This is a genomic window from Stenotrophomonas sp. YJH_SMC_127 (genome assembly GCF_059372445.1).
Map to the genome: position 1 here is coordinate 77,987 of NZ_JCAFVO010000011.1, position 17,844 is coordinate 95,830.

The 17,844-nt window shown below is 67.2% G+C and carries 20 protein-coding genes and 1 pseudogene; 11 read left to right on the forward strand and 10 right to left on the reverse strand.

From position 1 onward, the window contains the following. The first annotated feature begins 16 nt into the window (after window positions 1-16). Window positions 17-451, forward strand: coding sequence for a redox-sensitive transcriptional activator SoxR (soxR, locus tag AC5QAB_RS18935; RefSeq protein WP_021202603.1), 435 nt, complete (start codon window positions 17-19; stop codon window positions 449-451). Between the two features lie 72 nt (window positions 452-523). Here soxR and AC5QAB_RS18940 read toward each other — a convergent pair. Beyond that, window positions 524-1,153, reverse strand: a pseudogene (locus tag AC5QAB_RS18940) (short chain dehydrogenase); the annotation flags it as partial. A gap of 71 nt (window positions 1,154-1,224) precedes the next feature. On the opposite strand from AC5QAB_RS18940, the gene AC5QAB_RS18945 reads away from it, so the two are divergent. Then, entirely contained in the window at window positions 1,225-2,100 is an 876-nt protein-coding gene (locus AC5QAB_RS18945) for a LysR family transcriptional regulator (protein WP_032958506.1), read from the forward strand. A gap of 59 nt (window positions 2,101-2,159) precedes the next feature. Here AC5QAB_RS18945 and proC read toward each other — a convergent pair whose 3' ends face one another. Beyond that, entirely contained in the window at window positions 2,160-2,981 is an 822-nt protein-coding gene (gene proC / locus AC5QAB_RS18950) for a pyrroline-5-carboxylate reductase (protein WP_032958504.1), read from the reverse strand. An 18-nt stretch (window positions 2,982-2,999) separates the two neighbouring features. After that, on the reverse strand, window positions 3,000-3,677 hold the full coding sequence (locus AC5QAB_RS18955) for a YggS family pyridoxal phosphate-dependent enzyme (RefSeq protein WP_197556784.1): 678 nt from the start codon (window positions 3,675-3,677) through the stop codon (window positions 3,000-3,002). 87 nt (window positions 3,678-3,764) lie between these two features. On the opposite strand from AC5QAB_RS18955, the gene AC5QAB_RS18960 reads away from it, so the two are divergent. The 3 genes from AC5QAB_RS18960 to AC5QAB_RS18970 all read left to right on the forward strand — a co-directional run bounded on the left by AC5QAB_RS18960 (window position 3,765) and on the right by AC5QAB_RS18970 (window position 7,149). Continuing rightward, window positions 3,765-4,802, forward strand: a complete 1,038-nt coding sequence (locus tag AC5QAB_RS18960; RefSeq protein WP_004147099.1) for a type IV pilus twitching motility protein PilT — start codon at window positions 3,765-3,767, stop codon at window positions 4,800-4,802. A 78-nt stretch (window positions 4,803-4,880) separates the two neighbouring features. Next, window positions 4,881-6,044: a PilT/PilU family type 4a pilus ATPase gene (locus AC5QAB_RS18965; RefSeq protein ID WP_042358565.1), complete on the forward strand. Its 1,164-nt coding sequence runs from the start codon at window positions 4,881-4,883 to the stop codon at window positions 6,042-6,044. Between the two features lie 121 nt (window positions 6,045-6,165). Beyond that, entirely contained in the window at window positions 6,166-7,149 is a 984-nt protein-coding gene (locus tag AC5QAB_RS18970) for an aldo/keto reductase (RefSeq protein ID WP_049405029.1), read from the forward strand. A 62-nt stretch (window positions 7,150-7,211) separates the two neighbouring features. On the opposite strand, the gene AC5QAB_RS18975 is transcribed toward AC5QAB_RS18970, so the two are convergent. Continuing rightward, window positions 7,212-8,108: a LysR family transcriptional regulator gene (locus AC5QAB_RS18975; RefSeq protein ID WP_049405028.1), complete on the reverse strand. Its 897-nt coding sequence runs from the start codon at window positions 8,106-8,108 to the stop codon at window positions 7,212-7,214. 298 nt (window positions 8,109-8,406) lie between these two features. On the opposite strand from AC5QAB_RS18975, the gene AC5QAB_RS18980 reads away from it, so the two are divergent. From AC5QAB_RS18980 to AC5QAB_RS18990, 3 genes are all read left to right on the forward strand, one after another. After that, entirely contained in the window at window positions 8,407-8,619 is a 213-nt protein-coding gene (locus AC5QAB_RS18980) for a DUF4287 domain-containing protein (protein ID WP_014646220.1), read from the forward strand. A gap of 95 nt (window positions 8,620-8,714) precedes the next feature. Then, window positions 8,715-9,164: a GNAT family N-acetyltransferase gene (locus AC5QAB_RS18985; protein WP_032958497.1), complete on the forward strand. Its 450-nt coding sequence runs from the start codon at window positions 8,715-8,717 to the stop codon at window positions 9,162-9,164. Between the two features lie 92 nt (window positions 9,165-9,256). Then, window positions 9,257-9,964: a YitT family protein gene (locus AC5QAB_RS18990; RefSeq protein WP_014036228.1), complete on the forward strand. Its 708-nt coding sequence runs from the start codon at window positions 9,257-9,259 to the stop codon at window positions 9,962-9,964. Window positions 9,965-10,024: 60 nt separating this feature from the next. On the opposite strand, the gene AC5QAB_RS18995 is transcribed toward AC5QAB_RS18990, so the two are convergent. Both AC5QAB_RS18995 and AC5QAB_RS19000 read right to left on the reverse strand, forming a co-directional pair. Beyond that, window positions 10,025-10,570 (reverse strand): DNA-3-methyladenine glycosylase I, encoded by a 546-nt coding sequence (locus tag AC5QAB_RS18995; protein ID WP_495233565.1) that lies wholly within the window; start codon window positions 10,568-10,570, stop codon window positions 10,025-10,027. Continuing rightward, a complete protein-coding gene (locus AC5QAB_RS19000) occupies window positions 10,567-12,354 on the reverse strand; it encodes a DUF4153 domain-containing protein (protein WP_495233566.1) in 1,788 nt (595 codons plus the stop codon). The genes AC5QAB_RS18995 and AC5QAB_RS19000 overlap by 4 nt, the downstream gene beginning before the upstream one ends. A 91-nt stretch (window positions 12,355-12,445) precedes the next feature. On the opposite strand from AC5QAB_RS19000, the gene AC5QAB_RS19005 reads away from it, so the two are divergent. The 3 genes from AC5QAB_RS19005 to AC5QAB_RS19015 are packed head-to-tail and all read left to right on the forward strand — an operon-like array spanning window position 12,446 to window position 14,465. Next, window positions 12,446-13,012 (forward strand): YqgE/AlgH family protein, encoded by a 567-nt coding sequence (locus tag AC5QAB_RS19005; protein ID WP_014646224.1) that lies wholly within the window; start codon window positions 12,446-12,448, stop codon window positions 13,010-13,012. Next, the gene (gene ruvX, locus AC5QAB_RS19010) at window positions 13,005-13,499 is read left to right on the forward strand and encodes a Holliday junction resolvase RuvX (RefSeq protein WP_046429259.1); all 495 of its coding nucleotides are present in this window, start codon (window positions 13,005-13,007) and stop codon (window positions 13,497-13,499) included. Before AC5QAB_RS19005 ends, ruvX begins: the two co-directional genes overlap by 8 nt. Window positions 13,500-13,514: 15 nt before the next feature. Further along, the gene (locus AC5QAB_RS19015) at window positions 13,515-14,465 is read left to right on the forward strand and encodes an aspartate carbamoyltransferase catalytic subunit (protein WP_014646226.1); all 951 of its coding nucleotides are present in this window, start codon (window positions 13,515-13,517) and stop codon (window positions 14,463-14,465) included. 92 nt (window positions 14,466-14,557) lie between these two features. On the opposite strand, the gene AC5QAB_RS19020 is transcribed toward AC5QAB_RS19015, so the two are convergent. From AC5QAB_RS19020 to mgtE, 4 genes are all read right to left on the reverse strand, one after another. Further along, on the reverse strand, window positions 14,558-15,049 hold the full coding sequence (locus tag AC5QAB_RS19020) for an REP-associated tyrosine transposase (RefSeq protein WP_069117530.1): 492 nt from the start codon (window positions 15,047-15,049) through the stop codon (window positions 14,558-14,560). 171 nt (window positions 15,050-15,220) lie between these two features. Continuing rightward, on the reverse strand, window positions 15,221-16,021 hold the full coding sequence (locus AC5QAB_RS19025; RefSeq protein ID WP_180835094.1) for a carboxylesterase family protein: 801 nt from the start codon (window positions 16,019-16,021) through the stop codon (window positions 15,221-15,223). 71 nt (window positions 16,022-16,092) lie between these two features. After that, complete coding sequence (locus tag AC5QAB_RS19030) at window positions 16,093-16,359, reverse strand: hypothetical protein (RefSeq protein WP_495233567.1); 267 nt, start codon at window positions 16,357-16,359, stop codon at window positions 16,093-16,095. Between the two features lie 106 nt (window positions 16,360-16,465). Then, entirely contained in the window at window positions 16,466-17,827 is a 1,362-nt protein-coding gene (gene mgtE, locus AC5QAB_RS19035; protein WP_008266103.1) for a magnesium transporter, read from the reverse strand. Window positions 17,828-17,844: the final 17 nt, after the last annotated feature.

A 17,844-nucleotide genomic window follows, 5' to 3' on the forward strand; every position in this document is an offset into this window, starting at 1 on the left:
TAGTTGAGGTCAAGCAATGGCATCCCAGGAACTCAGCGTTGGCGAGGTCTCCCAGCGCAGTGGCGTGGCCGTTTCCGCACTGCATTTCTACGAGCGCAAGGGGCTGATCAGCAGCCTGCGCACCTCGGGCAACCAACGGCGTTACAGTCGGGACGTGCTGCGCCGGTTGGCGGTGATCCGCGTGGCGCAGCGGGTGGGCATGCCGCTGGAAGCAGTCGGCCGTGCCTTCGAAAGCCTGCCTGACGGACGCGCACCGACCAAAGCGGATTGGGCCAGGCTGTCCGCGCGCTGGCGCACCGAGCTGGAAGAGCGCATCCACATGCTGCAGCTGCTGCGCGACGAACTGACCGGCTGCATCGGTTGTGGCTGCCTGTCGCTGCAGCATTGCCGCCTGGCCAATCCCGGCGACGTCCTCGGCGAACGCGGCGACGGCCCGATGCGCTGGGAGTGAGCGACAAAAAGGGGACGGAGGGGATTATGTCGTTTGTGCACTTGCGACTTAATCCCCTCCGTCCCCTTTTTCTTACCATACCGTGATGGTTTCGCCGCTCTGGATGCCTTCCACCGCGCGCTGGAAGGCCAGTGCCGCGCGCTGTGCGCTTACCGCCTCGAAGCCCGGGAAGTAGGGGCCGTAGGCGGCCATCGATTCGATCAGTACGTTCGGGCTGACCACGTTGATGCGCAGGCCGCGCGGCAGCAGCTCCAGTGCGGCTGCGCGCACGAAGCCTTCCAGTGCGGCATTCACCGAGGTGGCGTTGACGCCGTCGCGGATCGGTTGTGCGCTGACGATGCCGCTGGTCAGGGTGATCGAGCCGCCGCTGTTGAGATGATGCTGCGCGGCCAGTGCCAGCCTCACCTGGCCCAGCAATTTGTCCTGCAGGCCGAGGTTGAACTGCGCCGGCGTCATCTGCTGCAGCGGGCCGAAGTGCAGCTTGCCGGCGGTGGAAATCACCGCATCGACCGGGCCGGTACGTGCGAACAGTTCGGCGACGCTGGCGTCATCGGTCAGGTCCACGCGCAGTTCGCCGCTGCTGCGGCCGGCGGCGAGAATCTGATGCTGTTGGCCGAGCTGGCGGGCGACTGCCTGGCCGAGGGTGCCGCTGGCACCAACGAGTAGGATCTTCATGGCTGTTCCTTGCGTAAGGGAGTGAGCGCAGTCTGCGCCCTCACAATGGGGTTAGGTAAGCGGCGTATGATTCGCAGATTCCTAACTAAGGATTAGTAATGGATACCCTTCGATGCATGCAGGCCTTCGTTGCCGTGGCCGAGCGTGGCAGCTTCGCCGGCGCCGCCGAACAGCTGCAGGTCTCGGCGGTGATGGTGGGCAAGTACATCCAGCAGCTGGAGGCGCATCTGGGTACCGCGCTGCTGCAACGGAACACCCGCCGCCAGCGCCTGACCGAAGCCGGCAGCGCCTATCTGGCCGGCTGCCGGCAAGTGCTGGAGCAGGTGCAGCAGGCCGAGGCCGATGTGGCCGGTCTGCAGGTACAGCCGCGTGGCCTGCTGCGGGTCAGTGCGCCGACCACCTGGGGCAGCTGCGTGCTGGCGCCGCAGCTGGCCGGCCTGCTGCGCGCGCAGCCGCAGTTGAACATCGAACTGGATCTGAGCAACCGCCGTGTGGACCTGATCGAGGACGGCTTCGACGTGGCGATCCGGGTCGGGCCGTTGCCATCGCAGGAGGTCGTGGCGCGGCCGCTGCCGCCGTATGCGATGAGCCTGTGCGCGGCGCCGTCTTACCTGCGCAGGCGCGGCACGCCACGCACGCCGGCGGACCTGCAGGGGCATGACTGCCTGAGCCATCTTGCCTGGCGTGGTGGCCATGGCTGGCAGTTGGCCAACGGTGAACAGGTGGATTGGGAGGCGCGGCTGACCTGCAACGACGGGTTCGCGCTGCGCGAAGCCGCCGTGGCCGGGGCCGGGTTGGTGCTGCAGCCGACCGCACTGCTGGCCGGCGAGATCGCGGCCGGGCGGTTGAAGCCGCTGCTGCGCGACTACCTGCCCGAACCGCGACCGATGCACCTGATCTACCTGCCCGATCGACGCCCGCGCCCGCGGCTGCAGTGCTTCGTCGATTTCGTCATGACCACATTGGGGCAATGAGCATCCACGCCATGCGTGGATGATGGTAGGTGCCGACCGTTGGTCGGCACACATCGGGATCAATCATTCGCCGCAGACAATTCCTGCCCGCGCACCTGCGCAGCACGCAGCGCGTTGTCCACCAGCACTTCGAAACCTCCGGCTTGGAAGCTCTCGATCGCGGCCTGGGTGGTGCCGTTCGGCGAGGTCACACGGCGGCGAAGCTCGGCCGGGCTTTCGCCGGCTTCATCCAGCATGCGCGAGGCGCCCAGCAGGGTCTGCACCACCAGCGTGCGCGCGGCGTCGGCCGGCAGGCCCTGGGCAATGCCCGCCGCTTCCATCGCTTCGGCCAGCAGGAACACGTAGGCCGGCCCGCTGCCGGACACGGCAGTGACCGAATCCATCAGCGCCTCGCGCTCGATCCACACGGTACGGCCGGCACTGGCCAATACGTGTTCGGCCTGCGAGCGCTGCTGTGCATCCACCGACGGCGTGGCATACAGGCCGGTCACGCCGGCGCCGAGCAGGGCCGGCGTGTTGGGCATTGCACGCACCACCGGCAGGTTGCCGCCCAGCCAGCGTTCCAGCTGCGCGCTGGTGATGCCGGCGGCGATCGACACCACCAGTGGCCGGCTTGCCTGGGCCAGTGCCTGCAGCGACTGGCAGACCTCGCGCAGCACCTGTGGCTTCACCGCCAGCAGCCAGGTGCGGCCCTGTGCGGCGGCATCGGCGGCATTGTCGTGCACCTGCACGCCGAAATCGGTGGCCAGCGACTCGCGCAGTGCTGCAACCGGTTCGGCCACGTGGATGTGTGCGGCGGGCACGCCCTGGCGGATCAGGCCGGCGATCAGGCTGCGCGCCATGTTGCCGCCGCCGATGAAGGTGATGGAATCAGCTGCCATGAAACTCTCCTTGCAAGATCAGGCCGGGCGCGGGCGCGCGCCGAACAGGGCGGTGCCGATGCGCACCAGGGTGGCGCCCTCGGCGATGGCGTCGGCGTAGTCGCTGCTCATGCCCATCGACAGCGTGTCGACCTGCGCGTGCTGGGCGGCCAGCGACTGGAAAAGTGTGCGCATGCGCACGAACGCATCCCGACGGCGTTCCGCCTCGGGCCATGGCGCGGGAATCGCCATCAGGCCACGCAGGCGCAGGGTGGGCTCGGCGGCAATCGCAGCGGCCAGCACCTCGACATCCTCCGACGCACAGCCGTGCTTGCTGGATTCATCGTCGATGTTGACCTGGATCAGCACATTCAGCGGACCACGCGCTGCCGGGCGATGGCGCGCCAGCGCCGTCACCAGCTTGGGCCGGTCCACGCTCTGCACCCAATCGAAGTGGGTGGCCACGGCCTCGGCCTTGTTCGACTGCAGGTGGCCGATCAGGTGCCACTCCAGCGCCAGGTGCTGCAGCGCCTGCATCTTGGCCAGCGCTTCCTGCACATAGTTCTCGCCGAAGGCCTGCTGGCCCTGCGCGGCCAGCGCGGCCACGGCCTCGGCCGGTTGGGTCTTGGAAACGGCCAGCAGGCGCGGATCGGGCCGGCCGGCCGCCTCGGCGGCGGCATGCAGGTTGCTCAGGATCTGGGGCAGGGGAGTGGCCACGTAACGCGTTCCGTTGAATCAGGAGGCTATACTGCCGCCCGGGGAAAGATCCTTCCAGTCGAAGCCGTTATTGGGGAGTAGCCGCTCATGGATATCGCCGAACTGCTGGCGTTTTCCGTAAAGAACAAAGCGTCCGACCTGCACCTGTCCGCAGGCCTGCCGCCGATGATCCGCGTGGACGGCGACGTTCGCCGGATCAACATCCCGGCCCTGGACCACAAGCAGGTCCATGCGCTGGTGTACGACATCATGTCCGACAAGCAGCGCCGCGATTACGAGGAATTCCTCGAAGTGGACTTCTCCTTCGAGATCCCGTCGCTGGCGCGCTTCCGTGTGAACGCGTTCAACCAGAACCGTGGCGCCGGTGCGGTGTTCCGTACCATTCCGTCCGAGGTGCTCACCCTCGAGGACCTGGCCTGCCCGCCGCTGTTCCGCGAGGTGATCCAGCAGCCGCAGGGCCTGATCCTGGTGACCGGCCCCACCGGTTCGGGCAAGTCGACCACGCTGGCGGCGATGATCGACTACATCAACAAGAACGAATACGGCCACATCCTCACCGTCGAGGATCCGATCGAATTCGTGCACACCTCGCAGAAGTGCCTGATCAACCAGCGCGAAGTGCACCGCGATACGCATGGCTTCAACGAAGCGCTGCGCTCGGCACTGCGTGAGGACCCGGACATCATCCTGGTGGGCGAACTTCGCGACCTGGAAACCATCCGCCTGGCACTGACCGCCGCGGAAACCGGCCACCTGGTGTTCGGAACCCTGCACACCAGCTCGGCGGCCAAGACCATCGACCGCATCATCGACGTGTTCCCGGCCGGCGAAAAGCCGATGGTGCGTTCGATGCTGTCCGAGTCGCTGCGTGCGGTGATCTCGCAGGCGCTGCTGAAGAAGGTTGGCGGCGGTCGTACCGCAGCGTGGGAAATCATGGTCGGCACCCCGGCCATCCGCAACCTGATCCGCGAAGACAAGGTGGCGCAGATGTACTCGGCCATCCAGACCGGCCAGCAGTACGGCATGATGACCCTGGACCAGCACCTGCAGGACCTGGTCAAGCGCAGCCTGATCACCCGCAACCAGGCCCGCGAGTACGCCAAGGACAAGCGCCTGTTCGAGTAAGGCGGGACAACCACGGGCGGCGTGCACCAGTGCGGCGCCGTCTCCGTGCCGTTTCCTCCACCGACCGTTTCCTGGTACATGCCCTCTTGGGAGCCCGCCGTGAACAGCACCGCGACCACCATCGATTTCACTTCGTTCCTCAAGCTGATGGCGCACCAGCGCGCCTCGGACCTGTTCATCACGGCCGGCATGCCGCCGGCGATGAAGGTCAACGGCAAGATCTCGCCGATCACCCAGACCCCGCTCACGCCGCAGCAGAGCCGCGACCTGGTCCTCAACGTGATGACCCCGGCGCAGCGCGAGGAATTCGAGAAGACGCACGAATGCAACTTCGCCATCGGCCTGTCCGGCGTCGGCCGCTTCCGCGTCAGCTGCTTCTACCAGCGCAACCAGGTCGGCATGGTGCTGCGTCGCATCGAGACGCGCATTCCGACCGTGGAAGAACTGAGCCTGCCGCCGATCATCAAGACGCTGGCGATGACCAAGCGCGGCATCATCCTGTTCGTCGGCGCCACCGGTACCGGTAAATCGACCTCGCTGGCAGCGATGATCGGTTACCGCAACCAGAACTCGACCGGCCACATCATCACCATCGAAGACCCGATCGAGTTCGTGCACAAGCACGAGGGCTGCATCATCACCCAGCGCGAAGTCGGCATCGATACCGACAGCTGGGAAGCCGCGCTGAAGAACACCCTGCGCCAGGCGCCGGACGTGATCATGATCGGCGAGGTGCGTACCCGCGAAGGCATGGATCACGCCATCGCGTTCGCCGAAACCGGCCACCTGGTGCTGTGCACCCTGCATGCGAACAACGCCAACCAGGCGATGGACCGCATCGTCAACTTCTTCCCGGAAGACCGCCGCAACCAGCTGCTGATGGACCTGTCGCTGAATCTCAAGGGCGTGGTCGCGCAACAGCTGGTGCCATCGCCCGATGGCCGCTCGCGCAAGGTGGCGATGGAGATCCTGCTGGGCACGCCGCTGGTGCAGGACTACATCCGCGACGGCGAGATCCACAAGCTGAAGGAAGTGATGAAGGACTCGGTCCAGCTGGGCATGAAGACCTTCGACCAGAGCCTGTTCGAGCTGTACCAAGCCGGCGAGATCAGCTACGAGGACGCGCTGCGCTACGCCGATTCGCAGAACGAGGTGCGCCTGCGCATCAAGCTCAGCCAGGGCGGCGACGCACGTACCCTGTCGCAGGGGCTGGACGGCGTGGAGATCTCGGAGATCCGTTGACCTGGCCGGCATCGGTCGTGGCTGGATTGATGAATTCCGGTCATGACCGACTGCGGCCGGGCTGGCTCAATCCAGCGCCACGACAGGCGTATCGTCATCACTCCCCCTCTGGAGCACGACGATGCAGACACGCGAACTGGGCCGCAGTGGCCTGAAGGTTTCCGCCCTCGGCCTGGGCTGCATGGGCCTGACCCATGCCTACGGTCAGCCGGTGGAGCAGGGCCAGGGCATCGCCCTGCTGCAGGCCGCCGTCGAGCGCGGCGTGACCTTCTTCGACACCGCCGAGGTGTATGGTCCGTACACCAACGAAGACCTGCTCGGCCGGGCGCTGGCGCCCTACCGCGACAGGCTGGTGATTGCCACCAAGTTCGGATTCAAGGGCGCGCGCACCGATGACGGCCTGGACAGCCGCCCCGAGAATATCCGTGCCGTTGCCGAAGCCAGCCTCAAGCGCCTGCGCACCGACCATATCGACCTGTTCTACCAGCACCGCGTCGACCCGAACGTGCCGATCGAGGATGTGGCTGGCACCGTGCGCGACCTGATCGCCGAAGGCAAGGTCGGCCACTTCGGGCTGTCCGAGGCGAGCGCTGCCACCGTGCGCCGCGCGCATGCGGTGCAGCCGGTTGCCGCCGTGCAGAGTGAGTACTCGCTGTGGTGGCGCGAACCGGAGCGCGAGTTGTTGCCGACGCTGCAGGAGCTGGGCATCGGCTTCGTGCCATTCAGCCCGCTTGGCCGCGGCTTCCTCACCGGCACGATCAACGCCGACACCACCTTCGACGCCAACGATTTCCGCAACAGCGTTCCGCGTTTCGAAGTGGAGGCGCGCCGCGCCAACCAGGCGCTGGTGGATCGCATCAGTACGATTGCCGCAGCACGGGGCGCGACGCCGGCGCAGGTGGCGCTGGCCTGGCTGCTGGCACAGGCGCCGTGGATCGTGCCGATCCCAGGCACCACCAAGATCCATCGCCTGGAAGAAAACCTGGGCGCGGCCGACCTGCAGCTGGCACCGGAGGAGCTGCAACGCATCGCACAGGCGCTGGACGAAGTGTCGATCGTCGGCGAGCGCTACAACGCGCAGCGCGCCGCCCAGGCCAAGGGCTGATCAACAGCTGGGTGCGGACCGTTGGTGGTGGGTGCGCACCGTTGGTCCGAACGCCTCGACCCTCACCCCAGCGGCCCGCGCAGCGCATCAAGCACCGTGCGCATCGCCACGGTGACGTGGCGGCGCGACGGGTAGTACGCGTAGTAGCCATCGAAGTGCGGGCACCAGTCGTCCAGCACCGACTGCAGGCGGCCATCGTCCAGCATCGGCTGCACCTGGTCTTCCGGCAGCCAGGCCAGTCCGCTGCCGGCCAGCGCAGCGGCGCGGGTCATGCCCATGGTGTTGAACGTCCATTGCCCGCCAACGCGCACACTCAGTTCGTTGCCATCCTGGCCGAAATCCCACGGCATCAGTCCCCCATGCGTAGGCAGGCGCAGGGTCACGCAGTTGTGCTTGGCCAGGTCGTCCGGATGCTGCGGCACCACGTGCTGGCGGAAGTAGCTGGGTGCACCGACCACGCGCATGCGCAGCGGCGGGCTGATCGGCACCGCGACCATGTCGCGCGCCAGGCGCTCGCCGAGGCGGATGCCGATGTCGTAGCGCTCGGCGACGATGTCGGCCAGGCCGTAGTCGGTGGTCAGTTCCACCTTCAGGTCCGGATAACGCTGCAACAACGGCGCCAGCCGCGGCCAAGCGATGTACTCGGCGGCATGGCCGGTGGCATTGATGCGGATGGTGCCGGCCGGGCGTTCGCGGTACTCGGCCAGTGCGGCCAGCCCGTCCTCGATCTCGGCCAGGCGTGGGCCCAGGGTGTCGAGCAGGCGGGCACCGGCTTCGGTGGTCGATACGCTGCGGGTGGTACGGGTCAGCAGGCGCACGCCCAGGCGCTGTTCCAGGCCGCGCATGGCATGGCTGAGCGCGGACTGGGACACGCCCAGCTGGGCGGCCGCCTTGGTGAAGCTGCCCTCGCGGGCAACGTGGACGAAGGCCTGCAGGTCGTTGAGGTTTTCGCGGGGCATGCTGGAATGATACGGCCGGGCTGCGCCCGGCACCTGCCGAAGCAACGTCAACGGCCACGTCAACTTCAAAAACTGGCTATCCGTGAGATGGCGGGGTGGGCCCGGTTGAGGGGGACGCCGTAAACCCATCCATGGGGGCTTGGTCGCGGCATCCATGCCGCTTACACCCCCTCAACCGGACCCACCCCGCCTTCGACAGTTGGCTGCGGCCTGTCGGGCGAGGCGGGGTCGGACGTTTGGGTGTGTCGATTTCTGCGTCTGTGGTTCGTCGAATGAATGACTTCAACGGGAGCTGCACATGAGCACTGACACCAAGCCGAAAGGCCCGGCCTCGTATTTCCCCTCCATCGAGAAGACCTACGGGCAGCCGGTGGCGCACTGGTTCGGGTTGCTGGCCGGGAAGAAGGGCCTGAAACACATGGAACTGGTCAGCTTCCTGAAGAGTGAACATGGCTTGGGCCATGGCCATGCCAACGCACTGGTGGCTCACCATCTGGCCGGCAAGGGCTGAGCAGGCAACCCCGCGCTGAACGGTTGTCGGCGGCCTTGCTCCACCGGATGCTGGGGCGGGCAGACTGGGCGTCCATCCCCAGGCAGGACGCCCGCATGCAGGTCACGCTGGAAGCGATCACCCCCGACAACTACGAAGCGGTGTGCGACCTCGACGTCAGCGATGCGCAGCAGGGCTTCGTGGCCAGCAATACCTGGTCGCTGGTGCAGGCGGCGTTTCATCCCGGCTACCAGACCCGCGCCATCCAGGCCGATGGCGAGCTGGTCGGGTTCTTCATGTGGGTGCCGGAGACGCCGCAGCGGATGTCGATCTGGCGCTTCATGGTCGATCAACACTGGCAGGGCCGTGGCATCGGTCGACGCGCGCTGGAACTCGCGCTGGCGCAGATCCGGGCCACGCCCGGTCTGGCCGAGATCGAGATCTGCTACAACCCGCGCAATCCGGTGGCCGGCGCCTTCTACGGCAGCTTCGGGTTCGTCGAGACCGGGATGGACGACGACGGAGAGGACATGCTGGCCGTGCTGCCTGTAGCGGTCCCGGGATAACCTGAATGGGCGAATCTGACTGAACGATTTCATCTGCAACTGTCATGCAGATCGTGTCTAATACCGCTCCCCACCCGCTGTTCCCCACCCGCATGTCCCTTCCTTCCCATGGCCCCGCGCCGTGCGACGACGCTGACGGCCACCTGGTCACCGCCGGTCCGCTGACCCCGCCGCCCGACAGTGCTGGCACCACCGCCGACGAAAAAGCGCTGCGTCACTCGATCGCCGAGGACGTGCAGGGCATGGTGCTGGCCACGATGGTGGCCTCGCTGGGCTTGGCCATCTTCGCCAAGGGCGGGCTGATGATCGGCGGCATGGCGGGCATGGCCTTCCTGCTGCACTACGCGATGGGCTGGAACTTCGGCCTGGTGTTCGTGCTGGTCAACCTGCCGTTCTACTGGGTGGCGCTGCGGCGCATGGGCTGGGAATTCACCCTGAAGACCTTCGCTGCGGTCACCGCCTGTGGCGTGCTGACCGACCTGCTGCCGCGCTGGATCGACTTCTCGCACATCAACCCGCTGTATTCGGCGATCGTCGGTGGTGCGCTGTCAGGCCTGGGCATCCTGTTCTTTATCCGCCACCGCGCCAGCCTTGGCGGCATCGGCATCCTGGCGGTGTACCTGCAGCGCACCCGAGGCTGGAGCGCCGGCAAGGTGCAGATGTCCTACGACGCCTGCCTGATGGTAGCCGCGTTTTTCGTGCTGTCGCCATCGAAGGTGCTGTACTCGGCCATCGGCGCGGTGGTGCTCAGCCTGGTGCTGATGTTCAACCACCGCCCCGGCCGTTACATGGGCGTGTGACCGTTCAACGGGGTTGCCGGCCAGCGGCCGGCACTACCGGCACCCACGCGCGGAGATCCCTCAGCGGGCGGCGGCTTGCAACCACGGCGGCGACAGCTTCAGCAGCCGCGCATGCACCGGGCAATCCTCGGCGTGCGCGCCGGGCAGGTAGCCCAGGCTCATCAGGAACTCGCCGGTGATCTCGCCACCGGTGAAGCGGAAGGTCTTCTTGAACAGCTTCACCCAGTCGGCCTTGCTGCGCGGGTGATGCGCATCCAGCCACGCCGCGAAGCTGCCATGACTGGCCCGCAGCTGCTGGATCACCTGCGCGTTGTGGATGGCGGCCAGTACCTTCAGCCGGTTGCGGATGATGCCCGCGTCCGATAGCAGGCGCTCGATGTCCTGCTCGGCATAGGCCGCCACGCGGTCGACATCGAAGCCGTCATAGGCCGCGCGGAAGCCCTCGCGCTTTTTCAGGATCGTTTCCCAGCTCAGCCCGGCCTGGTTGATTTCCAGCACCAGCCGCTCGAACAGCTCGCGCTCGTCACGCTGCGGGTAGCCGTATTCATTGGCGTGGTAGTAGTCGTGCACCGGATGGCCCGGGGCGAAGAGGCAGTAGCCGCTCATGGGGAAGACTCGCTGGATTCGGGTTCGGGATCGATGGCCACTCCGGGGCGCCCACCAATGGACAGCATCGGCCAGCGCGGCGGTTCAAGAGTGAGTTTGCCATCACGCAGCGCCTGGTTGATCGCCTCGGCCTGGCCGCTGGCGGTGCCGAACAGCGAACCGGCCCGGCGCCAGTGGGTATCCCTGCCACGTGCGTACAGCACGCAGTCCGGCCCACGGATGGTGTACAGCTCGCACAGCAGCACGTCGGTGTTCCCGTCGCCATCCAGATCGCGATGCACGATCAGGCAGTCGCGCTCGCTCTGGGCGCAGGATTCGCCATCGATCGCGCGCGTGGCCAGTGCCTGCCACCAGTCGTCCGGTGGCGAGCTGGATCCCTTGGCCAGCTTCAACGCGCGCTGCAGGGCGACGACGTCCTGCGGCCCCTTGTCGAGGCGCTGGCCGTCATCCCAGCGCGAGGTACGTGCCAGCGCGGCAGCGATCACCTGTGGCGCGTTGGCATCGGCGGTGATGGCTGGATCACGCTGCAGTTCGCGCAGCGCCCGCACGCCGCGGTGGCCAAGATCGAAGCGCAGCACGTTGACGTCACTGCTGGTGATCGCGGGCGGGTCGGCACGCAGGCGCGCCAGCTGGCTGGACAGGGCAAGCCGCACCGGGTCCAGCAGCGGCGAATTGCCCAGCAACGCCAGTGCCAGCACCGCCCAGCACATCCAGCGGTTGACCGGCTCCAGCATCTGCAACCAGCGGCGCTGCCGGCGCAGCACCGCCAGCGCGTAGCCCACGGCATAGCCGGCCACGGCCACTGCGACGAGTACCGCCCAGAACCGGTCCAGGGTCCAGCCGTACTGCACCACGCGCAGCCCCAGTGCGTACAGCGCCAGTGCGGCGTAGACCGGCAGCGCCAGCAGGCTGGCTTCAACCAGCCGGCGCAGCAGCAGCGGGTAGGGGGCGCTGTCTTCCCCCTGCTGGTAGACCGCGTTGGTGAACGTCACCAGCAGCAGTGACAGCACCAGCAGCAGGCCGGCGGCCGAGCGGGTCTTCCACAACGGTTCCAGCCCGGTAAACGGCAGGCTCAGCACGAACAATACGGCGATGAACGAGAGCAGCGGCAACAGCCCACGGCAGATCGCGAACAGCACCTGGCGGGTGATCTGGATGGCGCGGTGCTGGGTGCGCCCGATCAGTACGCCGAACCCGGCCAGGCTGCCGGTGGCCAGTGCGATGAACGCATCCTGCCGGAACAGGTCGCGGAAGACGGTCACGTCGAGCAGCTGGAACAGCGCCGACCACAGCCACAACAGCAGCCAGGTCAGCCCGGTGAACAGTGCCGCCAGAGCCAGGGTCAGACCATTCTGCCAGGCGCGCTCGAACAGCTCGGGGTAACTGGCACGCCAGTGCCCGTGCTGCAGCTGGAACTGCCACCAGGGCAGGACCACGAACACCGCAACGGCCATGCCCAGGGTCAACGGAAGCTGCAACGCGCCCGATTCCAGTGCGGTCTCGCCATTGAGGTTCCAGCCGATCCAGGCGGCCAGCGCCAGCACCACCGTCGAGCCGAGCACGGCCTGCAGCCACAGGCGGCGCTGGCCCAGCTCCACCAGGCTCAGCGCCACCGCGCTGGGAATGGCCAGCACCCAGGCGTACCAGCAGTAGCGCCAGCCGATATCGCGGAACGGCCACGCATCGGACAGTTCCTGCGCGGCATACAGCATCAGACCCTGCAGCAGGGCAATCAGGACGATGGCGCCGCGTGCCGGCAGGGTCAGGGGCGATGAAGACTGCATCGATGACCTTCCATGGCAAAGCACCATCCTAGCCCATCGCGGTTCGCCGCCTTTGCGCGACCATCCCGCCCCCAGCAGGTAGAATGGGACCATGCCTGTAACGCCGACCTCCCTCGCCGATCACCTCCTCGTCGCGCTGCCGTCGCTGCTCGACGCGACCTTTGCCCGCAGCGTCGCGCTGATCTGCCAGCACGACGAGAACGGGGCGATGGGCGTGCTGGTCAACCAGCCTTCCGAGTACACGCTGGGTGAAGTGCTTGCCCAGATGGACATCACCACCGGTGACGGCGACCTGCAGGCGCGCATGGTGCTCAACGGCGGCCCGGTGCATCCCGAGCGCGGCTTCGTCATCCATGACGACGCGCGGGCGTGGGATTCCAGCCTGATCGTGGGTGACGGCCTGTACCTGACCACTTCGCGCGACATCCTTGAAGCGATGGCGCGTGGCGAAGGCCCGGCCAATGCCGTGGTCACCCTCGGGTGTGCCGGTTGGGGCGCAGGGCAGCTGGAAAGCGAGCTGTCCGAGAACAGCTGGCTGACCGTGCCGGCCGATGCCGAGCTGGTGTTCCAGCTGCCACTGGAGCAGCGCTGGCAGGGTGCGGCCTCGCGCATCGGCGTGGACCTGTTCCGGCTGACCGACTACAGCGGCCATGTCTGAGCCGGCCACGCCCGTACCGGCTCCTGCTGTCCCGGCGATCCGCCGTGACGGCACCGTTCTGGGTTTCGACGTCGGCTCGCGGCGGATCGGCGTGGCCATCGGCAGTGCCTTCGCTGCGCATGCGCGCGCGGTGGCGGTGGTCGATGTGCACGGCAATGGCCCGGACTGGACCGCGATCGAACGCCTGCTCAAGGAATGGAAGCCCGACGGCCTGGTGGTCGGCGACCCGCTGACCCTGGACGGCCAGGACCAACCCAACCGCAAGCGCGCGCAGGGCTTCGCCCGCCAGCTGCGGGAACGTTTCAAACTGCCGGTGGTGATGATCGACGAGCGTTCCAGCTCGGTCGAGGCCGCCCGCCGCTTCGCCGTCGAGCGCGCCGAAGGGCGCAAGCGCCGCCGTGATGCGGCCGCCCTCGATGCCGTGGCCGCGGCGGTGATCATCGACCGCTGGCTGTCGTCCCCCGACGACGCCACCCCCATTCCCTGACTGCCCGACACCGCCATGACCGCCCAGCAAATCGATGCCTCCGGACGCCTGCGCCACCTGCTGACCTTGGAGGGCCTGCCGCGCGGGACCCTGCTGCAGCTGCTTGACCGGGCAGGTCAGATCCGCGATGCCGCAGTCGGCCGCGTCGGCAACAAGCGCCACGTGCTGGCCGGTTCGGCGGTGTGCACGCTGTTCTTCGAGCCGTCCACGCGCACCCGCAGCTCATTCCAGCTGGCCGCGCAGCGCCTGGGCGCCGATGTGCTCAACTTCGATGCCTCGACCTCGTCCACCCGCAAGGGCGAAACCGCCTGCGATACGCTGCGCAACCTGGAAGCGATGGGCGTGCGCGGCTTCGTGGTGCGCCACCCGGAGGATGGCGCGGTAGCCGCACTGGCAGAAGCGGCGGGCGAGGGCACCGCACTGATCAACGCCGGTGACGGCCGCAGCGCGCACCCGACCCAGGGCCTGCTGGACATGCTGACCCTGCGCCAGGCCAAGGGCCCGGATTTCTCGAAGATGAAAGTGGTGATCGTCGGCGACGTGAAGCACTCGCGCGTGGCCCGCACCGACCTGCATGCGCTGCGCACGCTGGGCGTGGGTGAGATCCGCGTGTGCGGCCCGCAGTCGCTGCTGCCGGACGATGAGACCCTGAAGGGCTGCGTGGTCGGCGATGATTTCGACGCGATGCTGGAAGGCGTCGACGCGCTGATGATGCTGCGCCTGCAGCGCGAGCGAATGGAAGAAGGCCTGGTGCCGTCGCTGGAGCAGTACCACGCCCAGTACGGCCTGACCCGCGAGCGCCTGGCGCGCGCCGGCAAGGACGCCGCGGTGCTGCACCCGGGCCCGATCAACCGCGGCGTGGAAGTGACCGACGACGTGGCCGACGGCCCGCAGTCGTGGGTGCTGCGCCAGGTCGCCAACGGCGTCGCCGTGCGCATGGCCGTGCTGGAAACCCTGCTGGGCTGACCACCCGCTCTGGTAGGTGTCAACCTTGGTTGACACACTTGCCGCGCGGCTTGTCCGCGCACCGCTCTGGTAGATGCCAACCTTGGTTGGCACTATCCATCCGCGCCCAAGTTGTCGAGCGGATCACACGAAGCCCCAAGCTCCCATTCGCACCATGCATGGGGATATTGCCCAAGCCGCGTCGCCAGCCCGGCCCTGATCGGATTTCCCATCAGGTACATCGCATGCCGGTGCAACGATTCGTCAGAGCGGATCGCATGATCGTGATAGCAGGCCTGCCAGAAGCGCCCGACTCGCCCCAGCAACCGGTTTGCCTGCTGGGCTGTGCGCGACTTGAAACGCTTCATGACGGTTTCCAGCGTTCCCGCACGTAGTTCGACCAGCCAGTGGATGTGGTCGGGCATGACCACGTACGCAATCGAGCGGGTGAAGCCTTCCTGATCCAGTCGCTGGAATTCGCGGACTGCCAAGGCGGCCGCTGCGGCGTTGGTGAAGAGCGGCGCGCGGTCATGGACGACGGTGGTGAGGATATAGCTGAGGCCGATGCTGGAGCGACGACCGAGCAGGAGACGTGTGTTCTGCATGGAGCAAGCATGGACGGGCCTGCTTCCAGTGAACATCGGGGAATGGGTTGGTTTCAGGTAGGCCAGTGCCAACCAAGGTTGGCAACTACCAGGGCAGTCAGTGCCAACCAAGGTTGGCAACTACCAGGGCAGTCAATGCCAACCAAGGTTGGCAACTACTGAAGCTGCGGCTCAGCGCTTCTGCGCGAACAGCCATGCCCACATCGCCGGGTCGGCATAGGTGGCGTCCCAGGCGTTGTGGTTGCCTTCCGGGTACTCGGTGTAGCGCACGTCGCGTGCAGCGGCGCTCCGGAATGCGGCGTGCAGTCTGCGATCGTCGTCCGGTGGCACCACATCATCCAGCGCACCGTGGAAGATCCAGATCGGCGTGCCTCTCAGGCGCTGGGCGATGGCCGCATACGGATCGGTTTCCTGGGCGACCTGCTCGACGAACAGGGTCGGGCGCACCGCGCGTGGCGCCAGCACCGCGCCGCACACGGGCACGATCGCGGCGAAGCGCCCGGGGTCATCCAGCGCGATGTTCCAGCTCCCATAGCCGCCCATCGACATCCCGGTCAGGTACTGCCGTGAGGGATCGGCACCGAACTCGGCGATGGTGGCGTCCAGGGCGGCCAGCGCAACGCGGTTGTTGCGCCCGCTCCATTCCTGGTGGCCCGGCACCTGGGGGAATACGGCCAATGCGGGGAAGTCGGCCGCGTGCCTGCGCAGGTGCGGCCCCAGCCCCGCATGGGTCTGCTTGACACCGTCGCCGCCACGCTCGCCGGAGCCGTGCAGGAACAGGATGACCGGGAGTCTGGTGGGAGCGGTGGCCTGAACGCCGGCCGGAATGAACACCTGGTAGTAGGCGGTCTCGCCGTCCACCTTCACTGCGCGGCCCTCGAAGCGGCCGCGCGCGCTGTCCGGCAGCGAAGTGCAACCGCTCATCATCAGAAAGGCCAGCAGCGGCAGCCAGCGCGACATCGATCGGACCATGGGATTTCCCGGGGCGGCAGGGTCAGCTGCATCCTAGCCCGCCGCAGGTCAACGCGGCATCGTGCGGCGCGTCACTCCGGTCGCGGGAAACTGGCAATGATGTCCAGCTGCTCCTGCGCTTCGGCATTGCCCTCGGCGGCGGCCGCCTGCACCTGCGCGATGTCCGGATGCAGCACCACCAGCAGCGGGTTCTCGCAGACCGGGCAGGCGTACTCGGTGGCGTCCTCGTCCAGCTCCATCTCCATGGCACGCGAGCTGCCCTTCCATTCGCAGGCCGGGCAGGTGTGCTGCTGGTCGCGCCAGCTGGGCTGGAAATAGTTTTCGATCGTGGTGGCCATGGGTGTCCAGTTGGAAACGGGTCAGAGCCCCGCGCAGCGGGAGATCCGACCCTGGGTTTTGGCGTGGGTCGGAACTCCGCGCGGCGGGGATCGGACCCTGCAGGGTTCAGTGCAGCAGCACCAGCGTGGCAAGGCCGAGGAAGGTGAAGAAGCCCATCGAGTCGGTCACGGCGGTCAGGAAGATGCCGCTGGCCAGCGCCGGGTCGAAGCCGAAGCGTTTCAGGGTCAGTGGCACCAGCACGCCGGCCAGTGCGGCGAACAGCAGGTTGCAGGTCAGCGCGATGGCGATCACCGCCGACAGCCCGGGCGAGTGGAACCAGGCCAGCACGATCAGCCCCAGCACGGAACCCAGCATCACGCCGTTCAACAAGGCGACCCGCACCTCCTTCCACAGCAGCGTGCGCGCGTTGGACGCGCCCACCTGGCCCAGTGCCAGGCCGCGCACCATCAGCGCCAGCACCTGGGTACCGGCATTGCCGCCCAGGCCCGCCACGATCGGCATCAGCACGGCCAGCGCCACCAGCTTGTCGATCGTGCCTTCGAAGTGGCCGACCACGCTGGAGGCCAGGAAGGCGGTGCACAGGTTCACCGACAGCCACATCAAGCGCCGGCGCATGGCGCGCCAGACCGGGCTGAACAGGTCTTCGTCCTCGTCCAGGCCGGCGGCGCCCAGTGCCTGGTGCTCGGCCTGGCCACGGATGATGTCGACCACGTCATCGATGGTGATGCGGCCGATCAGGATGTTGTTGTCGTCCACCACCGGCGCGGAGATCCAGTCATGGTCGGAGAACTGGCGGGCGACCTCCTGGTCGCTCTCGCCGACGTCAATGGCCGGCTGCTCGTCGTCGATCAGGCGGTTGATCGGGGTGGTGTCCTCGTGGGTCACCAGTGCCGCCAGCGACACCCGGCCGAGGTACTGATGGCGCCGGCTGACCACGAACAGGTGATCGGTATGGTCCGGCAGTTCGCCGCGCAGGCGCAGGTAGCGCAGCACCACGTCGACATTGACGTCGGCGCGCACGGTCACCACGTCCGGGTTCATCAGGCGGCCGGCGCTGTCCTCGGGATAGGACAGCACCTGCTCCAGGCGCTCGCGGTTCTCGCGGTCCATCGACTTGAGGACCTCGTCGATGACCGTATCGGGCAGGTCTTCGACCAGGTCGGCCAGGTCGTCGATGTCCAGGTCTTCGACCGCGGCGATGATCTCGTCCGGGTCCATGTCCGCGAGCAGGCTCTCGCGCACGTCTTCGCCGACGTGGACCAGCACCTCGCCGTCATCTTCCGGATCAACCAGGCCCCACACCACCTCGCGCTTGCCCGGCGGCAGCGATTCAAGCAGGTTGCCGATCTCGGCCGGGGCCAGGGTGTTGACCAGCCGACGTACCGGGCCCAGCCGGCCGCTGTCCAGTGCATCGGACAACATCCGCAGTTGGCGCGCAGTCTTGTCGTGGCGTACAGCTTCAGCCATCGCAGCTCCCGCGGGAT